We start from the raw sequence: 19281 nt of genomic DNA on the forward strand, positions 1-19281 counted from the left end.
CTGGACGCGTTCGGCGTCTTCCGGCTCGGCGGGCCTGGCGATCGCCTTGACCGCGATCTCGACCGCCTGCTCGCACTTCTGCCGCCGCCGCTCCTGCTCGCCGGACGCGATCCGCTCCTGCTTGCGCAGCAGATAGTCGCGCCGGATCCGCTCGGTCATCGCGATCGACAGCCGCACCGAGCGGGCGAGGCGCGACTGCATCAGCGGAAAGTCCGGCATCTCCGCGCCGCGCAGGATCTGCTCGTGCTCCCGCACGGTGGCCCGCATGGTGCGGATCTCGAGATCCACGATGTCGCGCAGCCGGTCCAGCGCCCACTCCGTCCAGTGCAGGTCGGGGTCGCTCGGCTTGATCGGACCAGAATCGGGCTGCGCCTTATCCATAGAACATATCATGAACGAGAATTGGAAATTGCGCCAGTCCGAAGTTACAGTCCCCGCGAAGCCCGACGAGGAGCTATCGATGAAGACCGTCCTGATCACCGGCATGTCCGGCAGTGGGAAGACCGCCGTGATCCGCGAGCTGGCGGCGCGCGGCCATGACACCCGCGACCTCGACACGCCGGAATGGTCGGAATGGGTCGATGCCGCCCCCGGGGACGATCTGACGCCGGGCGAGGGCAAGGACTGGGTGTGGCGGGAGGACCGCCTGGACGCGCTGCTGGCCGCGCCGCGAGACCGCACGCTGTTTCTCAGCGGCACCTCCGAGACCATGGGCCGGTTCCTGCCCCGGATCGACCTGGTGATCCTGCTGTCCGCCCCGGTCGAGACGCTGCTGGAGCGGATGGCGGCGCGCACCGACGGCTACGGCCGGACCGGGGAGGAGCGGCGCAGGGCGGCCGAGTTGGTGGCGCTGGTCGAGCCGCTGCTGCGCCAGTCCGCCGATCACGAGATCGACACCCGCCGGCCGGTCGCCGAGACGGTCGACGCGATTCTGCGGTTGACATGAAGCCGCGATAGATCCGGCCGCATACCCCGGCATGGCGACCCGGCATCCGAGTCGCTTGCCCGCGATCCGGCACTGTGGTGCAGTATGGGTATGAGGTCAGTGCCTCGGCCCAGGAGCCTTTGATGTCCGTCATCGACGGCAAGCTCGGTCGTCTGCAGCATTTCTACCGGTCGGGCCCCCTGCCCTGCCCCTATATTCCCGGCCGTGTCGAGCGCAAGCTGTTCACCCGGCTGAACGGCGGCGACGCGCGCTCGCTGAACACCACCCTGTCGCAGGCCGGGTTCCGGCGCAGCCACGACATCGTCTATCGCCCAGTCTGCCCCGGCTGCCGTGCCTGCGTGCCGGTGCGGATCCCGGTGGCGCGCTTCGCCGCCGGCCGCAGCATGCGCCGGGCCTGGGCCGCCAATCTCGACCTCAGCCGCCGCTCGGTGCTGCCCATCGGCACCGACGAGCAGTTCGCGCTGTTCCTGCGCTACCAGCGGCACCGCCATGGCGACAGCGACATGGCGCGGATGTCGCGGGCCGATTACGGCAGCATGATCGAGGAAGGCAGCGGCAGCGCCGCGCTGATCGAGTTCCGCGACCCCGCGGGCACCCTGCGCGCCGCCGCGCTGGTCGACGTGCTGGAGGACGGGCTGTCCGCCGTCTACAGCTTCTACGACCCCGACGTGCCGCAGCGCAGCCTGGGCACCTATGTGATCCTGGCCCTGGTGGAGGAGGCGCGGCAGACCGGCCTCGACCACGTCTATCTCGGCTACTGGATCGCGCAGAGCCAGAAGATGGCCTACAAGGCCCGCTTCCAGCCGCTCGAGGCCCTGACCGACAGCGGCTGGACGACGCTCGACCAGGACGGCTGAGCCAGTCCTTTCCGGACACGATCGCCATCCCGGGCGCGGCGCAGCATGAAGTGGTGCGCCGCAGAACCGGGATCTCGTGGGGGATATCGGCGGATCCCGTGTCTGCGCAGCGGCACTTCGCACCGCAGCGCGCACGGGATGACGATCCATCCGTGACGTCCCGGGAGCCAATCGCCGGTTGGTCTCGCGCGCGAAAGCTGATATTTCGCAACAGCGAATTGCACCGATCCAATCCGTTGCGCACCAAGAGACAAGAAACCGGGGGAGGTTCCATGGGAGCATTGCTGGGCGCCAGCCGCGCCATCGACGCCGTGAACGGCTGGATCGGAAGGGCCGTATCCTGGCTCGTCCTGGTCGCGATCCTGGTCAGCGCCGGCAACGCCATCCTGCGGAAGGCCTTTTCGGTCAGCTCCAACGCCTGGCTGGAGCTGCAATGGTACCTGTTCTCGGCGGTGTTCCTGCTGGCCGCGGGCTACACGCTGCTGAAGGGCGAGCACGTCAAGGTCGACATCCTCTACGGCCGCTGCTCGCGCCGCACCCAGATCTGGATCGAGGTGTTCGGCACCCTGTTCTTCCTGCTGCCCTTCTGCGTCGTCGCCATCCTGATCTCCTGGCCGGTGGTGGTCGACAAATTCGCCAGCGGCGAGACCTCGGGCGATGCCGGCGGGCTGATCCGCTGGCCGGTCTGGGCGCTGATCCCGGCCGGATTCGCCCTGCTGGCGCTGCAGGGCCTGTCGGAGCTGATCAAGCGGCTGGCGATCCTGTCCGGGCGCATCCCCGACATCGTGCCGGCGCACGATCACGAAGCCGATCCGCTCTGACCCGCCCCACCGGTTCCTGAAGGCCTGCCCGGATGACGCAGTTCCTGATCGAGAACATGGCGCCGCTCATGTTCGCCTCCCTGGTGGTCGTGCTGCTGCTCGGCTACTCGGTCGCCTTCTCCCTCGCCGCCGTCGGCTTCGTCTTCTACCTGATCGGGGTGGAGCTCGGCGTGCTGCAGTTCAACCTGATCGGCGCCATCCCCGACCGCTTCTACCAGCAGATGGCGAACGAGACGCTGCTGGCCGTGCCGTTCTTCACCTTCATGGGGCTGATCCTCGAACGCAGCGGCATGGCCGAGGACCTGCTGGACACGATCGGCCAGCTGTTCGGCCCGGTCCGCGGCGGCCTGGCCTATGCGGTGATCTTCGTCGGCGCGCTGCTGGCCGCCACCACCGGCGTGGTCGCCGCCTCGGTGATCTCGATGGGGCTGATCTCGCTGCCGATCATGCTTCGCTACGGCTATGACCGGTCGCTCGCCTCGGGCGTCATCGCCGCCTCCGGCACGCTGGCGCAGATCATCCCGCCCAGCCTGGTGCTGATCATCATGGCCGACCAGCTCGGCCGCTCGGTCGGCGACATGTATCAGGGCGCGCTGCTGCCGGGTCTGGTGCTGACCGGCCTCTATGCCAGCTACATCCTGATCATGTCGATCATCCGGCCGGACAGCGCCCCGGCCCTGCCGCGCGAGGCCCGCACCCTCCGCGGCCTGGCCCTGGCCGGCAAGGTGGTGACCTCGCTGATCCCGCCGCTGGTGCTGATCTTCCTGGTGCTCGGCACCATCTTCCTCGGCATCGCCACGCCGACCGAGGGCGGCGCCATGGGCGCGGTCGGCTCGCTGATCCTGGCGGCGATCAATCGCCGTCTGAACATGACGATGATCCGCCAGGCGCTGGACACCACCACCAAGCTGTCCGCCTTCGTGCTGTTCATCCTGCTGGGCGCCCGCGTCTTCTCGCTGACCTTCTACGGCCTCGACGGCCATGTCTGGGTCGAGCATCTGATGACCTCGGTGCCGGGCGGCGTCATCGGCTTCCTGATCGTCGCCAACATCCTGGTCTTCATCCTGGCCTTCTTCCTCGACTATTTCGAACTGGCCTTCATCATCGTGCCGCTTCTGGGCCCGGTGGCGGCGAGCCAGGGCATCGACCTGGTCTGGTTCGGCGTGCTGCTGGCGGTCAACATGCAGACCTCCTTCATGCACCCGCCCTTCGGCTTCTCGCTGTTCTACCTGCGCTCGGTGGCGCCGACCCGGGCCTATCGCGACAAGGTGACGGGAAAGACCATCGCGCCGGTGACGACCGGCCAGATCTACCGAGGGGCGATCCCCTTCGTGGTGATCCAGGTCCTGATGGTCGCGATCGTCATCGCCTTCCCGGGGCTGGTGACCCACTACAAGTCGGGGCAGGTCGAGGTCGATCCCGCGAGCATCCATATCGACGTGCCGATGCCGGGCGTCGACGGCGCCAACCCGTTCGGCACGCCGGCCGCGCCCGATTTCGGCGCCCCGCCGCCGCCGGATTTCGGCGCCCCGCCGGCCCCGGGCGGCCAGCCGGCCCCTGCCCCGGCACAGCCCGGCGACCCGCTGCCGCCGCCGGACTTCAAATAGCAAAGGGGCCGGTCCCGCCAAGGACCGGCCCCTTCCGTTCAGCGGAGGGTCGGGTTACTTCCCGGCCGCCTGCTGGGCGTAGACGTAGCTGTCATAGGTGTATTCGGCGACGCGGAACCACTGATAGGCCTCGCCGCGGAACTTCTTCCACGGCTCGTAGATCGCCTTCCAGTTGGCGTTGGAGGCCGACAGCTCGTCATAGAGCTTGAAGGACTCGGTGTAGGCGGCGTCCAGCACGTCGCGCGGCAGCGGGCGAAGCTGCACGCCCTTGCCGACCAGGCTGCGGATCGCGGCGATGTTCTTCACGTCGTACAGCGCCAGCATGTTGAAGTTGGCGACCTCGGTGGCCGCGGCCAGCGCCTTCTTGTAGCCCTCCGGCAGCGCCTCGTACTTCTCCTTGTTGAACAGGAAATGCACGGTCGGGCCGCCTTCCCAGAAGGCCGGGTAGTAGTAGAACTTGGCGACCTGGTAGAAGCCGAGCTTCTCGTCGTCATAGGGGCCGACCCACTCGGTGGCGTCGATCGTGCCCCGCTCCAGCGCCGGGTAGATGTCGCCGCCGGCGATCTGCTGCGGCACCACGCCGATCTTCTCCACGACGCGGCCAGCAAGGCCGGCGATGCGCATCTTCAGGCCCTTGAGGTCGGCCAGCGACTTGACCTCGTTGCGGAACCAGCCGCCCATCTGGGTGCCGGTGTTGCCGCCGGGGAAGCCGACCACGCCGTAATTGGCGAAGAAGGTGTTCAGCAGATCGTTGCCGCCGCCGTGATACAGCCAGGCGTTCTGCTGCCGGGCGTTCAGGCCGAACGGGATCGACGAGCCGATGGCGAAGGTCGGGTCCTTGCCGACGTAGTAGTAGGCGACGGTGTGCGCCGCCTCGACCGTGCCGTTCTGCGCGGCGTCCAGCGCCTGCAGGCCGGGCACCAGCTCGCCCGAGGGGAAGACCTGTATCTGGAACTTGCCGTCGGTCAGGTCCGACAGCGTCTTCGACAGCACGTCGGCGCCGCCATAGATGGTGTCGAGCGACTTCGGAAAGCTCGACGCCAGGCGCCACTTGATCTCCGGCTTGTCCTGCGCGATCGCCGGCGCCGCCAGCGGCGCGGCCGCCAGGCCCACCCCCGCGGTCGCGATGAAATTCCGCCGCTTCATCCTCTGCAGTCCCCCCTGTTTCGCCTCGATGGGCACGACAACCCGCGGCGGCGGATTCGTTCGCCGCCGCGCCGCAGTCATCTAATGAAAACCAGGGCCGGGACGCAACGGAGGTTCTCGTTCGAGGAAGAAAACCCTCGATTTTGTGCGTTGCCACTCCCGCTTATGGACCTGTTCCGAACTTCCGACGCCGTCATTGCAAGCGCAGCGAAGCCATCCAGGGGCCGATCCACACTGGCCCCTGGATGGCTTCGTCGGCTTCGCCTCCTCGCAATGACGGCAAGGAAACAGGCCAGTCTCAGCCGCGGCGCTGGGCCAGGCCGTCGAACTTGGCCAGCAGCAGGCCGGCCAGGGCGCCCTTGAGGGCGGCCGCCGGGATGAACGGCAGCAGGCCGGCGGAAATCGCCGCAGCCGGGCCGACCAGCACCGCCAGCCAGGCAACGCCGGTGACGAACGGCACCACCGAGGCCACGACGATGGCAGCGGCCATGCCCACGAGGCTGCAGGTCCAGCCGCGCTCCACCGCCAGGCCCATCAGCGCGGCCGAGGCCACGAAGCCGACCAGGTAACCCGCGGTCGGGCCGGAGAAATAGGCCGGGCCGGCGGCCAGGCCGGCGAAGACCGGCAGGCCGGCGAGGCCTTCGGCCAGATAGGCCAGCATGGTCAGGCCGCCCAGGCGCCAGCCATAGGCGCCGCCGATCAGCAGCACCACGCCGGACTGCAGCGTCATCGGCACCGGGATGAACGGCACCTGGACCTTGGCCGACAGCGCCATCAGCGCCGAGCCCAGCACCACCAGCACGGCGGCGCGCAGCAGGCCCGACTGGCCGTCGGCGCGCCACAGCGAGAGCATCGGGGGAAGGGTGCGGGTGGTCATGTCAGGGCTCCGTTTGTCTTTCTGCCGAGGGCCGCGGCCCCGTTCCTGTCATGCCCGGGCCTGACCCGGGCATCCAGACGCTATCGACACCCTCTGGATTGCCGGGTCAAGCCCGGCAATGACAGGGAGGGAGGCGAAGCGACAGGTCACGTGAACTTGTTGTTCTGCGGGAAGCCGCGCGGCGGCAGGTTGCCGGTGCGGCCGCGGGCGGTCACCGGGATCTCCGGCTCGGTGCGGGTGCGGCCGCCGCCCATCTGCCAGATCAGCCCCTCCTCGCGCTTGAACACGGTCAGGTCGGACAGCGCGGCGCCGTGATACTTCTGCAGCGTCACGCCCTTGCCGCGCGACATCTCCGGCAGCTCGCCGAGCGGGAAGCACAGCAGGCGCCGGTTGGTGCCGACCACCGCCACCGTGTCGCCGGTCACCGGCCGGCACACCGCCGCCTTGGCGCCGTCATTCAGGTTCAGCACCTGCTTGCCGGCCCGGGTCTGGGCGACCACGTCGCTTTCCGGCACCACGAAGCCGCGGCCGTCGGTCGAGGCCAGCACCAGCTTGCGGCCGGGCACATGGGCCAGGAGGGCGACGATGTCGGCGTCATTGGCCAGATCGACCAGCATCCTGACCGGCTCGCCGAAGCCGCGGCCGCGCGGCAGCTTGTCGGCGCCCAGCGTGTAGAAGCGGCCGTCGCTGCCGAACAGCAGGATCTTGTCGGTGGTCTCGGCCTGCAGCACGAAGCCTTCGGAATCGCCGTCCTTGTACTTGATCTCGGCCGGGTCCAGGCCGTGGCCGCGCAGGGCGCGGATCCAGCCCTTTTCCGACAGGAACACGGTGATCGGCTCGCGCTCGATCTGCGGCTCCAGCGACACCACCACGGCCGAGGGCGGCTCGCCGATCTTGGTGCGGCGGCGGCCCAGCTCGGTGTCCTGGCCGAACTTCTTCTTGATCTGGCCGATCTCGGCCGAGATCGCCTTCCAGCGCTTGCCCTCGTCGGCCAGCAGGGCCTGGATCTGGTCGCGCTCGCCCGACAGGCCGTCGAATTCGCGCCGGATCTCCATCTCCTCGAGCTTGCGCAAGCTGCGCAGCCGCATGTCGAGGATGGCGTCGGCCTGCACCTCGGTCAGGGTGAAGCGCGCCATCAGCGCCTGCTTCGGCTCGTCCTCCTCGCGGATGATGCGGATCACCTCGTCGAGGTCGAGGAAGACGATCAGGTAGCCGCCGAGGATCTCCAGCCGCCGCTCGATCTTGCCGAGGCGGTGGCGCGACCGCCGCTCCAGCACCTCGTGCCGGTGGTCGAGGAAGGCGCGACAGACATCCTTCAGCCCCATGACGCGCGGGACGTTGGTGGCGTCCAGCACATTCATGTTCAGGCTGAAGCGGCTCTCCAGCTCGGTCAGCCGGAACAGCTGCTCCATCAGCATGTCGGCTTCGACATTGCGGCTCTTCGGCACCAGGACGATGCGGACGTCCTCGGCCGATTCGTCGCGCACATCCTCCAGCGTCGACAGCTTCTTGGCGGTGACGATCTCGGCCAGCTTCTCGATCAGCCGCGACTTCTGCACCTGGTACGGGATCTCGGTGACCACGATCTGGTACATGCCGAGCGGCTGCTTCTCGATCTCCCAGCGCGCGCGGACGCGGAAGGCGCCGCGGCCGGTGGCATAGGCCTCGCGGATCGCGGCGGCGGATTCGACCAGCTCGCCGCCGGTCGGGAAGTCCGGCCCGGCGACCACGGTCAGCAGGTCGTCGACCGTGGCCGAGGGCCGCTTGATCAGCATCTGCAAGGCGTCGCAGATCTCGCCGACATTGTGCGGCGGGATCGAGGTCGCCATGCCGACGGCGATGCCCTGGCTGCCATTGGCCAGCAGGTTCGGGAAGGCGGCCGGCAGCACCACCGGCTCCCGCCCCTCGCCGTCATAGGTCTCGCGGAAATCGACCGCGTCGTCGTCGATGCCTTCCAGCAGCGCCTCGGCGACGGCGGTCAGCCGGGCCTCGGTGTATCGCATCGCCGCGGCGTTATCGCCGTCGATATTGCCGAAATTGCCTTGGCCGTCGACCAGCGGATAGCGCTGGGCGAAATCCTGCGCCATGCGCACCAGCGCATCGTAGATCGAGGCGTCGCCATGCGGATGGTACTGACCGATGACGTCGCCGACGACGCGGGCCGATTTCTTCGGCGGCGTGGTCGAGGCCAGGCGCAGCTGCCGCATCGCGTAGAGCAATCGGCGATGCACCGGCTTCAGCCCGTCGCGGACGTCGGGCAGCGAGCGCGAGGTGATGGTCGACAGCGCGTAGTTGAGATAACGGGTGCTCAGCGCGTCGTGCAGCGGCACCGGCAGGATCGACTCGGAAGGCGTGCTGGTCATGGCTCGAAGTCTAGCGTAACGGCGCCGCAGGCCGAAGCGCGCTTCGGCGATAGGCCTCGACAAAGCGGGTCCGCGCCTCCGGTTGGGGGCGGCCGGCCTGGGCGAAGAGGTGGCGGTCGACGAAATGGCCGGTCAGTTCCAGCCCCTGCGCCACCGCGGGGGGAACCGCCGGCTCGCGCCCGATCAGGAAGCCGGGCAGCGGCAGCAGCCGGTCGCGATACGGCCCGGCGGCGGAGAGCGAGACCGCCCTGCCGGTCTTCGGGCTGATGAAGGCGAGATGGTCGTTGGTTCCGGTGACGGCGCAGCGCGAGACATCGAGCCCGAAGCCGAGCACGCCGAGGAGCCCGACCTCCCACTGCACATAGGCGGCGTCCCAATGCGGCGTGGTCAGGGTGTCGAGGAAGGCCATCGTGCCGTCATAGACGGCCGGCAGCGGCTGCCGCTCGGCCAAGGCGGCGTCGAGCACGGCGCAGGCCGAGACCAGGGCCAGCAGGCGCAGCGGCTCGTCCATGATCGCGGCGGCCGGGGTGCGGTCGACCTCGAGGGTCCAGGTGCCGAGATGGTCGGCCAGCCGGCCGCGCCATTGCGCCGAGACCAGCGTGCCGGGCGGCAATTGGGCGCGCCGGCGCTGGCCGTGCACGACGCCGAGATGGCGGCCGTGCTCCCGCGTCAGCACGCCGGTGATCAGCGCCGCCTCGCCATGCGGGCGGACGGTCAGGACGATGCCGTCGTCGCGCCAGTCCACATCATGCCCCGTCCAAGGTCATGCCGATCGTATAGCACGAAACGGGAACATCTGAAGCTGCGGAATGCGTGCCCCTCTCTTCCTGTGTCATGCCCGGGCTTGACCCGGGCATCCAGAGATGTCGATGCCGCTCCGGTGGCCCCTGGATTGCCGGGTCAAGCCCGGCAATGACACAAAAGGGGAGAGCCGCGCCGGTCACGCGTCGTAGTCCAGCCCCCAGACCGAGTACCGCGCCGGGTCGTCGAGCCAGTTCTCGCGCACCTTGACGAACAGCGACAGGTGCACGCGCTGCTCGGTGATCTCCTCCAGCTCCAGCCGCGCGGCGGTGCCGACCGCCTTGATCATCTGGCCGCCGCGGCCGAGCACGATCGCCTTCTGGCCGTCGCGCTGGACATAGATGATCTGGGAGATGCGGACGCTGCCGTCCTGCTGCTCCTCCCAGCTCTCGGTCTCGACCGCGACCGCGTAGGGCAGCTCCTGCTGCAGCCGCAGGAACAGCTTCTCGCGCGTGATCTCGGCGGCGAGGAGCCGCATCGGCATGTCGGAGACCTGGTCCTCCGGGAACAGCCAGGGGCCTTCCGGCAGGTGCCCGGCCAGGTGGCGGCGCAGGTCGTCGACGCCGCTGCCGGTCAGGGCCGAGATCATGAAGGTGTCGGTGAACACGCCCGAGGCGTTCAGGTCGGCGGCCAGTGCCAGCAGCACCTCCGGCCGCACCGCGTCGATCTTGTTCAGGATCAGGATTGCCTTGCGCTTGGTCTCGGCCAGCTTCTCGACGATGCCGCGGGTCTCCTCGCGCACGCCCTTCAGCGCGGCGTCAACCAGCAGCAGCACCAGATCGGCCTCCGCCGCCCCGCCCCAGGCGGCGGCGACCATGGCTCGGTCCAGCCGGCGGCGCGGCTTGAAGATGCCGGGCGTGTCGACGAACACGATCTGGGTCTGGCCTTCGGTCAGGATGCCCAGCACCCGGCTGCGCGTGGTCTGCACCTTCGGCGAGACGATGGCGACCTTGGTGCCGACCAGGGTGTTGAGCAGGGTCGACTTGCCGGCGTTGGGGGCACCGATCAGGGCGACGAACCCGCAGCGGGTCGCGTCTTCGGTCATTGGGAAAGCCTTTGCAGAAGGGCGGCGGCGGCCTCGCGCTCGGCCACCCGCTTGGACGGGCCGGTGGCGCTGGCCGAGGGCTGGCCGTCGATCTCGACCCGGATCTCGAACACCGGCAGGTGGTCGCTGCCGCCGCGCGACACCTCGACATAGCGCGGCAGCGGCAGGCCGCGGGCCAGCGCCCATTGCTGCAGCCCCGATTTCGGGTCCTGGGGCGGGGCGGCGTGGCGGTCGATGAAGCCGGCCCAGCCGGCGCGGATGAAGGCGGCCGCCGCCGGCAGCCCACCGTCGCGGTAGAGGGCGCCGATCACCGCCTCGCACGCATCGGCCAGGATGGTCGGGTTCTCGCGGCCCACCACCTCCTCGCCCGGCGACAGCACGAGATGGCGGCCGAGGCCGATCGCCCGGGCCACCTCGACTAGCGCCTCGCGCCGCACCAGGGCGACATGGCGCTTGGCGATGGCGCCTTCGGCCTCCTTCGGGAAGCGCTCCAGCAGCCATTCGGCGATGACAAGGCCCAGCACCCGGTCGCCCAGGAACTCCAGCCGCTCATAGCCGTGCTTGGCGACGCGCCGCTTCTGGCCGCTGACGCTGGGATGCGTCAGCGCCTCGACCAGCAGCATCGGCTCGCGGAAGGCATGGCCGAGCCGCCGGGCGAACGCGTCGAGGCCCTCTCCCTCGGTCCCGCCGGAGATCAGTGGATCCCCGTGAACATGCGGCTGAAGCGGAGTGCGAACGGCCATTTCCAGACCTGCCAGAAGCTGGCGTCGTCGAGGCTGAACCACAGGAACTCGGCCCGGCCGACGAAGTTCTCGACCGGCACGTAGCCGACATCGGCGCGGCTATCCAGGCTGTTGTCGCGGTTGTCGCCCATCATGAAATAGTGGCCCGCCGGCACCTGGTATTCCGGCGTGTCGTCATAGGGCTGGTTGTCGTTGATCTCGAGGATGCGGTGCTCGACCGGCGGGTTGCCTTCCGTGCCCGGCAGCGTCTCGATGTACTGGTGCAGCACGATGCGCTGGCCGAACCCGGTGGTCGCGGCATAGGGCTCGATCTCGCGGCGCTCGACCATCTGGCCGTTGATGTAGAGCCGGCCGGCGGTGACCTTGACCCGGTCGCCCGGCAGGCCGATCACGCGCTTGACGTAGTCGACCGAGGTGTCCTTCGGCAGCCGGAACACGGCGACGTCGCCGCGGGCCGGCGGGCTGCCCAGGATGCGGCCGTCGAACAGCGGCAGGCCGAAGGCGATCGTCTGGGCGCTGTAGCCGTAGGAGAACTTCGACACGAACAGGTAGTCGCCCACCAGCAGCGTCGGGATCATCGAGCCGGACGGGATGTTGAACGGCTCGAAGGCGACGGTGCGGATGCCGAAGGCGATCGCGATCGCATAGACCACGGTCAGGATGGTTTCGACCCATCCGCCGCCCTTCTTCTTCGACATCTCGATCGTCTTCTGGTTCTGGCTCATGGCGCCCCTGTATGGTCCGGCGGCGAGGGGAAATCAATCACCGGCAGGGGCGACGTGGTCGCAGCCGCGCCGGGCGGGCAAAGGTCAGCGGCTGCGCGCACGGTCCACCGCGCTGATCACCGGCATGGCGCGCAGGGCCGCGATGATGTTGGTCAGGTGCTTGACGTCCTTGACGTCGATGTCGATCAGGATCTCGAAGAAATCGACCGAGCGGCTGGTGATCTTCAGGTTGGTGATGTTGCCGCCGTTCTTGCCGATCACGGTGGTCAGCGTGCCCAGGCTGCCCGGCTCGTTGCTGATCGTCACCTGGATGCGGCCGACATGGTCCTCGACCGTGTCGACGCCGGCGTCCCAGCTGACGTCCAGCCAGCGCTCGGGCGCATTGTAGAAGCTCTCCAGCGTGTCGCAGTCGATGGTGTGGATGGTCACGCCCTTGCCGGTGGTGACGATGCCGACGATGCGGTCGCCCGGGATCGGGTGGCAGCAGCGGGCATAGTGCACGGCCAGGTTCGGGATCAGGCCGCGGATCGGGATCGCCCCCGGCCCGCCGCCCGCATTGGATTTGCGCGCCCGGGTGAGCGGCACGACCTTGCCCGAGCGCTCCTTCTCCTGCTGCACCTGGGCGCGATGGCCCGGGAACACGGCGTGGAACACGTCGCGCGCGCCCAAGAGGCCGGCGCCGACATTGGCCAGGATGTCGTCGGGCTCGGCCGCCTTGAAGATCTTGAGGACGCCTTCCAGCGCCTTGTCGGAGAACTCGTAGCCCTCCTGCCGGAACACGCCCTGCAGCATCGAGCGGCCGAGCTTGGCGTGCTCGTCATGCTGCTGGCCGCGGATGAAGCGGCGGATGCAGGCCCGCGCCTTGCCGGTGGCGACGAAGCGCTCCCATTCCGGCGACGGCGTCGAGGTCTTCGAGGTGATGATCTCGACCTGGTCGCCGTTCTGCAGCAGGTGGCGCAGCGTCACCATCCGGCCGTTGACCCGGGCGCCGACACAGGTGTCGCCGATCTGGCTGTGCACCGCATAGGCGAAGTCGACCGGTGTCGCGCCCTGCGGCAGGGCGATCACTGCGCCCTTGGGGGTGAAGCAGAACACCTGGTCCTGGAACAGGGCCAGCTTGGTGTGCTCCAGGAACTCCTCGGGCTTCTGGGCCTGGTCGACAATGTCCAGCAGGTCGCGCAGCCAGCGGTACTGGGTGCCGTCCTGGTTGCGCTCGCCCGACTTGTAGGCCCAGTGCGCGGCGACGCCGAGCTCCGCGATCTCCTGCATGTCGCGGGTGCGGATCTGGACCTCGATGCGCTGCCGCATCGGCCCGATCACCGCGGTGTGCAGCGACCGGTAGCCGTTCGGCTTCGGCGTCGAGATATAGTCCTTGAACCGGCCGGGCAGCGAGGCGTAGCGGCCGTGGATCAGGCCCAGCGCGTGGTAGCACTCGCCCTCGGTCTCGACCACGATCCGGAAGGCCATGATGTCGGTCAGCTGCTCGAACGCCATGTTCTTGCGCTGCATCTTGCGCCAGATCGAGTACGGGCGCTTCTCGCGGCCGAGCACGGCGGCCTTCAGCCCGCCCTCCTCCAGCACCCGCTGCAGCTCGGCGATGATCTTGGAGACGACGTCCTGGCCTTCCTCGCGCAGCTGGGCCAGGCGGCGGACGATGCTCTCGCGCGCATCGGGGTGGAGCTGGGCGAAGGCCAGGTCCTCCAGCTCCTCCTGCATGCCGTGCATGCCGATGCGCTCGGCCAGGGGCGCGTAGATCTCCAGCGTCTCGCGGGCGATCCGGCGGCGCTTCTCCTCGTTGTTGAAGGCGCCGAGGGTGCGCATGTTGTGCAGCCGGTCGGCCAGCTTGACCAGCAGCACCCGGATGTCCTTGGACATCGCCAGGACCAGCTTGCGGAAGTTTTCCGCCTGCTTGGACTGGTCGCTCTGCAGTTCGAGCTTCGACAGCTTGGTGACGCCGTCGACCAGCTGCGCGGTCTCGCGCCCGAACAGGCCTTCCAGCTCGCTCAGCGTCGCGCCGGTGTCCTCGACGGTGTCGTGCAGCAAGCCGGTGACGATCGACCCGGTGTCGAGCTTCATGCCGGCGAGGATGCCGGCGACCTCGATCGGATGGACGAAATAGGGGTCGCCGGAGGCGCGCTTCTGCGATCCGTGCGCCTTCATCGAATAGACATAGGCGCGGTTGATCAGATCCTCGTCCGCCGAGGGGTCGTAAGCCTTGACACGCTCGACCAGCTCATATTGGCGGATCATGCCGCGCGCCACCGATCCATATGTGATTCTCCCGAAGGGGCGGCCCAGCGCCCCTTCGGACAATATGTTGAACCACAATCCGTTGCGTTGTGGATCAAATTCGGCAGGCGCGCGGCAGCTATGCCCTGGCCCGGCCGGTCAAGCCGCATCGTCCGTTCTCCCGGCAGGCGGCCTGACACCATGCCGGGCAGTCCCGCTCGGATCAGATGTCGTCGTCGGAGGAGCCGATTTCCAGGTCGCCGCGGCCGTCCTCTTCCTCCTCGGCATCGACATCCGCATCATCATCGGAGGCGTCGATGCCGAAGGTGGATTCCTCGTCCGAGCCGACCGCGCCGGCCGGGCCCTGCGGCGCCACGCCGGCCTTCAGCCACTCCTCCTCGCCGGCCATCAGCTCGATGATCTCCTCATCGGCCTCGTCGATCTCGGCCAGCTTCTGGTGGCCCTTGACCAGGGCCTCCCGCAGGCCGTCCAGCGCGACCGTCTCGTCGGCGATCTCGCGCAGCGCGACCACCGGGTTCTTGTCGTCGTCACGATCCAGCGTCAGCGCCGCGCCGGACGAGATGTCACGGGCGCGCTGGGCCGCCATGAGGACCAGATCGAACCGGTTCGGGATCTTGAGGACGCAATCCTCGACGGTGACGCGAGCCATGGGCAACCGCTCCTGCACAAAAACAGCCACGACGATAAAATCGTGACACGATGGATGCAACGCAATGGCCGCATCTTTGTTATACCGAAGGGCGGACCACCTACCGCAGTTGCGGCGAATGCGCAAGCGCCGTCGCAACCCCGTTGACCGCTCCTTGCAAACTGAGTAGCGAACCCAATCTGTCACCCGTCCCCTGCCGCGAAGGAACGCACATGATTTTCTATAAGGAAGAACGGCTCGCAATATTCATTGATGGCGCAAACCTTTATGGCGCCGCCCGTTCGCTTGGTTTCGATATCGACTATCGCCGGCTGCTCGACCTGTTCGCCAAGAAGGGCCGCCTGATCCGCGCCTTCTATTATACGACGCTGATCGAGGATCAGGAATATTCTCCCATCCGCCCGCTGATCGACTGGCTCGACTACAACGGCTACACCATGGTGACCAAGCCGCTGCGTGAGTACACCGACAGCCAGGGCCGGCGCCGGGTCAAGGGCAATGTCGACATCGACCTCGCGATCGACGCGCTGGAGATGGCCGATCGCGCCGACCACATCCTGCTGTTCTCGGGCGACGGCGACTTCAAGCGCCTGGTCGAGGCGATCCAGCGCAAGGGTGTCCGCGTCACCGTGGTCTCGACCATCAAGTCGAGCCCGCCGATGGTGTCGGACGAGCTGCGCCGCCAGGCCGACAACTTCGTCGAGCTGATGGAGCTGGCGCCGCACATCCAGCGCATGAACGCGCCGAACCGCACCCAGGCCGCCCCGGTGGAGGGCGACGACGGCAATGTCGAGGAGACGGTGCAGCAGGCCGGCGCCTACGCCCGCTCTGCTTGATGTGGCCAAGGCCGGTTTCCCCGTGAGGGAACCGGCCTGGCGCGAACTCAGCCGCGGTCCCGCATCACGCGCGCCTTTTCGCGCTGCCAGTCCCGCGCCTTGATGGTCTCGCGCTTGTCATGCGCCTTCTTGCCCCGGGCCAGGCCGATATCGACCTTGGCGAAGCCGCGGGCGTTGAAGTAGATCGACAGCGGGATCAGGGTCATGCCCTCCCGCTTCACTTTGCCCAGCAGCTTGTCCCGCTCGCGCTTGCGCACCAGCAGCTTGCGCGGCCGCTTCAGCTCGTGATTGAAGCGCTGGGCCGGCCCGTATTCCGGGATATGGGCGTTGAACAGGTACAGCTCGCCCTGCATCTCGCCGGCATAGGCGTCCTGCAGGTTGCCGCGGCCCTCGCGCAGCGCCTTCACCTCGGTCCCGACCAGCACGATGCCGGCTTCGACATTCTCGTCGATGAAGTAGTCGTGCCGCGCCCGCCGGTTCTGCGCGACGACGCGGCCCGGGGTCTTCGGCTGTGCCATGATGCTCAGGTCGCTCCGCTCAGTTGATCAGGCCGGCGAGGACCATCGCCTCCCGCACCGCATTCCGCGTCGCCTCGCCCGGCGGCACCAGCGGCAGCCGGACGCGGTCGTCGGACAGGCCCAGCAGCTTGGCGCCGTACTTGACCGGCCCCGGGCTGGTCTCCAGAAACATCGCCCGGTGCAGCGGCATCAGCAGGTCGCGGATCGCGCCCATGCGCGCCAGGTTGCCCTCTTCCCAGGCGGCATGCATCTCGGCACAGAGCCGCGGCGCGATGTTGGCGGTGACCGAGATGCAGCCATGGCCGCCCTGCGCCAGGAACGCCGTGGCAGTGGCGTCCTCGCCCGAAAGCTGGCAGAACTCGGGACCGATCCGCACCCGCGTCGCCAGCGGCCGCACCAGGTCGGCGGTCGCGTCCTTGACCCCGACGATGCGCGGCAGCTCGGCCAGGCGGGCCATGGTGTCGACCGACATGTCGATCACGCTGCGGCCCGGGATGTTGTAGATCACGATCGGCAGTTCGACCGCGTCATGGATGGCCCTGTAATGCTGGTAGAGACCTTCCTGCGTCGGCTTGTTGTAGTAGGGCGTGACGATCAGCGCGGCGTCCGCGCCGGCCTTCTTCGCGTGCCGGGTCAGGGAGATCGCCTCCTCGGTCGAGTTCGAGCCGGTGCCGGCGATCACGGGGACGCGGCCCTTCGCGACCTCGACGCACAGTTCGATCACCCGCTCATGCTCGGGATGGCTCAGCGTCGGGGACTCGCCGGTGGTGCCGCAGGGCACGACGCCCTGGGTGCCCTCGCGGATCTGCCAGTCGACGAAGCTCTGGAAGGCTTTCTCGTCCACCCCGCTCTCGGTGAAGGGCGTAATCAGGGCGACGATCGATCCCTTGAACATGGAAGCTTCCGTGGGCGTTGGGGTGGTGAACGCAGTGTCATAGCCGCTGTGGTGCGGGCCGGCAAGCGAACGGCGCTGGCCGCCGCCCTTCTGGTGGCCTGTGGGGCCCTGCTGCTCGGAACCGCCGCCCCGGTCCTCGCCCAGCCGGCCACCCCGGCCGAGATCAAGGCGGCGCAGGCCCTGTTCTTCGCCGTCGACCGCAACGGCTGGGACGTGGTGCGGACAGTCGAGAGCCAGATGGCCAACACCCTGGTCGGCCGGCTGGCGACCTGGGCCGACCTGTCGCGCGCCGACAGCACCGCCGGCTTCGAGGAGCTGGCGGCCTTCGTCGTCCGCAACCCGGGCTGGCCCAATGTCGTCGCGCTGCGCCGCCGCGCCGAGCGGGCGATGCCGGACGGGCTGCCGGCTGACGCCGTGGTCGCCTGGTTCGACGCCTTCGCCCCGCTGACGGCCGAGGGCGCGCTGCATTTCGGCACGGCGCTGCAGGCCAACGATCCGATCCGCGCCCGGATCTGGGTCCGCGACACCTGGCGCAGCATCTCCCTGACCGGCGCGCAGGAGACCGAGTTCCTGGCCCGCTTCGGCGGGCTGCTGGGGCCGGACGATCATTGGGCCCGGCTGGACACGCTGCTGTGGGCCGAGCGGGCCGAGGAAGCGCGACGCATGCTGCCCCGCGTCTCCGGCGACCGGCGCCAGTTGGCCGACACGCGGCTGAAGCTGATGGCGCGCACGCCGGACGCCTCCGCCGCGGTGCGGGCCCTGCCGGCCAAGCTGCTGCAGGATGAGGGCATCCTCTACGAGCGCACCCGCTGGCGCCGCCGCAACAACGACGAGGCCGGCGCCATCGAGATGCTGGCGCAGCAGCCGAAGACCTCGGCCCATGCCAGGGACTGGTGGCTGGAGCGGCACATCATCGCCCGCCGACTGTTCGACGAGCAGTCCTACACCAAGGCCTATCAGCTGGTGACCGCGCGGGAGCAGAGCGACCCGGTCGACCGGGCCGACAAGGATTTCCTGGCCGGCTGGCTGGCGCTGCGCTTCCTCAATCGTCCGTCCGACGCGGTCGAGCATTTCGAGAAGCTGTACGGCGACGTCTCGATGCCGATCAGCCTGGCCCGCGGCGCCTACTGGGCCGGCCGGGCGCATGAGGCGGCGGGGCACAAGCAGAAGGCGGTGGACTGGTACCGGCTGGCGGCGAAGCAGACCCTGACCTTCTACGGCCAGCTCGCCGCCGACAAGCTGGACCAGCCGAGCATCGCGGCATTGCCTGTTTCGGCGACGCCGAGCACCCAGGCGGTGGCGGCCTATGGCGGCGACCTGGCCCGTGCCGCCCGGCTGCTCGACGCCATCGGCCAGCGCGACCGGGCCGATCTGTTCCTGCGCAAGCTGATGGTCGATGCCGACACGCCGGAGAAGAACCGGCTGCTGGCGACGCTGGCCTCGTCGATGAAGTACCCCTTCGTCGCCGTCCGCGCCGCCAAGGCCGCGGCCCGCGACGGGCTGACCGTGGTCGACGCCGCCTATCCGCTGGTGGCGATGCCGGACGACCTCAGCGGCCTGCCGCCGGCCCTGGTGCTGGGCCTGGCGCGGCAGGAGAGCGAGTTCAACGCCACCGCCGTCTCCAGCGCCGGCGCGATCGGGCTGATGCAGCTGCGCCCCGGCACCGCCCGCGACGTGGCCCAGTCGCTGGGCATCGACCACACCACCGGCATGCTCAGCGGCGACCCGGTGCACAATCTGCGCCTCGGCAGCCGCTACCTGGCCGACCTGATCAAGCGCTATGACGGCAACTGGCCGCGGGCCATCGCCGCCTACAATGCCGGCTTCGGCCGGGTCGACACCTGGGCGCCGACGCCGTCGAAGACGCCGGAGCAGGTGGTGGACTGGATCGAATCCATCCCGCTGCCGGAGACGCGCAGCTACGTCCAGCGCGTGCTGGAGAACACGCAAGTCTACCGCCTGCGCCTGGGCGAGGCGCCGAAGGCCGGGGCGCTGGAGGCCGACCTGCTGCGGTGACGGGTGGCCATGGCGGGATGCCTGCCATTCCCCCGTCGTGTCATGCCCGGGCTTGACCCGGGTATCCAGGCGGCGTCGACATCTTCTGGATTGCCGGGTCAAGCCCGGCAATGACAGGTAAGTTCAGATCTGAATTTAAATTCTGTCGATAACTTGCTGAGAAAGAACGATGATCGTCTCCGTCAC

18 protein-coding genes are annotated in these 19281 nt (G+C 68.6%); 6 read left to right on the plus strand and 12 right to left on the minus strand.

Translation table 11 applies throughout. The features are described from left to right. Nucleotides 1–381: hypothetical protein (locus P409_RS06390; protein WP_034833185.1), on the minus strand; the 381-nt coding region annotated here is incomplete at its 3' end. 79 nt (nucleotides 382–460) lie between these two features. Between P409_RS06390 and P409_RS06395 the strand changes: the two genes are divergently transcribed. From P409_RS06395 to P409_RS06410, 4 genes are all read left to right on the plus strand, one after another. After that, nucleotides 461–946, plus strand: coding sequence for an AAA family ATPase (locus P409_RS06395; protein WP_034833187.1), 486 nt, complete (start codon nucleotides 461–463; stop codon nucleotides 944–946). A 122-nt stretch (nucleotides 947–1068) separates the two neighbouring features. After that, nucleotides 1069–1803: an arginyltransferase gene (locus P409_RS06400; protein WP_034833188.1), complete on the plus strand. Its 735-nt coding sequence runs from the start codon at nucleotides 1069–1071 to the stop codon at nucleotides 1801–1803. 272 nt (nucleotides 1804–2075) lie between these two features. After that, nucleotides 2076–2624 (plus strand): TRAP transporter small permease subunit, encoded by a 549-nt coding sequence (locus P409_RS06405; protein WP_034833189.1) that lies wholly within the window; start codon nucleotides 2076–2078, stop codon nucleotides 2622–2624. A 32-nt stretch (nucleotides 2625–2656) separates the two neighbouring features. Then, nucleotides 2657–4231 (plus strand): TRAP transporter large permease, encoded by a 1575-nt coding sequence (locus tag P409_RS06410; RefSeq protein WP_052120099.1) that lies wholly within the window; start codon nucleotides 2657–2659, stop codon nucleotides 4229–4231. A gap of 54 nt (nucleotides 4232–4285) precedes the next feature. On the opposite strand, the gene P409_RS06415 is transcribed toward P409_RS06410, so the two are convergent. The 9 genes from P409_RS06415 to rpoZ form a co-directional block, all read right to left on the minus strand. Beyond that, entirely contained in the window at nucleotides 4286–5377 is a 1092-nt protein-coding gene (locus tag P409_RS06415; RefSeq protein ID WP_034833190.1) for a TRAP transporter substrate-binding protein, read from the minus strand. 298 nt (nucleotides 5378–5675) lie between these two features. Further along, on the minus strand, nucleotides 5676–6254 hold the full coding sequence (locus tag P409_RS06420; protein ID WP_238578610.1) for a biotin transporter BioY: 579 nt from the start codon (nucleotides 6252–6254) through the stop codon (nucleotides 5676–5678). Between the two features lie 146 nt (nucleotides 6255–6400). After that, nucleotides 6401–8617: a DNA topoisomerase IV subunit A gene (gene parC, locus P409_RS06425; RefSeq protein WP_034833192.1), complete on the minus strand. Its 2217-nt coding sequence runs from the start codon at nucleotides 8615–8617 to the stop codon at nucleotides 6401–6403. Nucleotides 8618–8627: 10 nt separating this feature from the next. Continuing rightward, on the minus strand, nucleotides 8628–9362 hold the full coding sequence (gene recO / locus P409_RS06430) for a DNA repair protein RecO (RefSeq protein WP_034833194.1): 735 nt from the start codon (nucleotides 9360–9362) through the stop codon (nucleotides 8628–8630). Between the two features lie 195 nt (nucleotides 9363–9557). Next, nucleotides 9558–10463: a GTPase Era gene (gene era / locus P409_RS06435; protein WP_034833196.1), complete on the minus strand. Its 906-nt coding sequence runs from the start codon at nucleotides 10461–10463 to the stop codon at nucleotides 9558–9560. Continuing rightward, on the minus strand, nucleotides 10460–11206 hold the full coding sequence (rnc, locus tag P409_RS06440) for a ribonuclease III (protein WP_081991317.1): 747 nt from the start codon (nucleotides 11204–11206) through the stop codon (nucleotides 10460–10462). Before rnc ends, era begins: the two co-directional genes overlap by 4 nt. Beyond that, a complete protein-coding gene (gene lepB, locus P409_RS06445) occupies nucleotides 11158–11931 on the minus strand; it encodes a signal peptidase I (protein ID WP_052120101.1) in 774 nt (257 codons plus the stop codon). Before lepB ends, rnc begins: the two co-directional genes overlap by 49 nt. A gap of 84 nt (nucleotides 11932–12015) precedes the next feature. Continuing rightward, nucleotides 12016–14181, minus strand: a complete 2166-nt coding sequence (locus P409_RS06450) for a RelA/SpoT family protein (RefSeq protein WP_034833197.1) — start codon at nucleotides 14179–14181, stop codon at nucleotides 12016–12018. Between the two features lie 202 nt (nucleotides 14182–14383). Continuing rightward, complete coding sequence (gene rpoZ, locus P409_RS06455; RefSeq protein WP_034833199.1) at nucleotides 14384–14830, minus strand: DNA-directed RNA polymerase subunit omega; 447 nt, start codon at nucleotides 14828–14830, stop codon at nucleotides 14384–14386. A 212-nt stretch (nucleotides 14831–15042) separates the two neighbouring features. On the opposite strand from rpoZ, the gene P409_RS06460 reads away from it, so the two are divergent. Beyond that, the gene (locus P409_RS06460; protein ID WP_052120102.1) at nucleotides 15043–15666 is read left to right on the plus strand and encodes a LabA-like NYN domain-containing protein; all 624 of its coding nucleotides are present in this window, start codon (nucleotides 15043–15045) and stop codon (nucleotides 15664–15666) included. 47 nt (nucleotides 15667–15713) lie between these two features. On the opposite strand, the gene smpB is transcribed toward P409_RS06460, so the two are convergent. Both smpB and dapA read right to left on the minus strand, forming a co-directional pair. Beyond that, a complete protein-coding gene (gene smpB / locus P409_RS06465) occupies nucleotides 15714–16184 on the minus strand; it encodes an SsrA-binding protein SmpB (RefSeq protein WP_034833201.1) in 471 nt (156 codons plus the stop codon). 19 nt (nucleotides 16185–16203) lie between these two features. Then, nucleotides 16204–17079: a 4-hydroxy-tetrahydrodipicolinate synthase gene (gene dapA / locus P409_RS06470; protein ID WP_034833203.1), complete on the minus strand. Its 876-nt coding sequence runs from the start codon at nucleotides 17077–17079 to the stop codon at nucleotides 16204–16206. A 51-nt stretch (nucleotides 17080–17130) separates the two neighbouring features. Between dapA and P409_RS06475 the strand changes: the two genes are divergently transcribed. Continuing rightward, nucleotides 17131–19095 carry a lytic transglycosylase domain-containing protein gene (locus P409_RS06475; RefSeq protein ID WP_152613260.1) on the plus strand — a complete coding sequence of 655 codons (1965 nt, stop codon included), beginning with the start codon at nucleotides 17131–17133 and terminating at the stop codon, nucleotides 19093–19095. Nucleotides 19096–19281: the final 186 nt, after the last annotated feature.

This window comes from Inquilinus limosus MP06 (assembly GCF_000767795.1).
Classification (GTDB): domain Bacteria; phylum Pseudomonadota; class Alphaproteobacteria; order DSM-16000; family Inquilinaceae; genus Inquilinus; species Inquilinus limosus_E.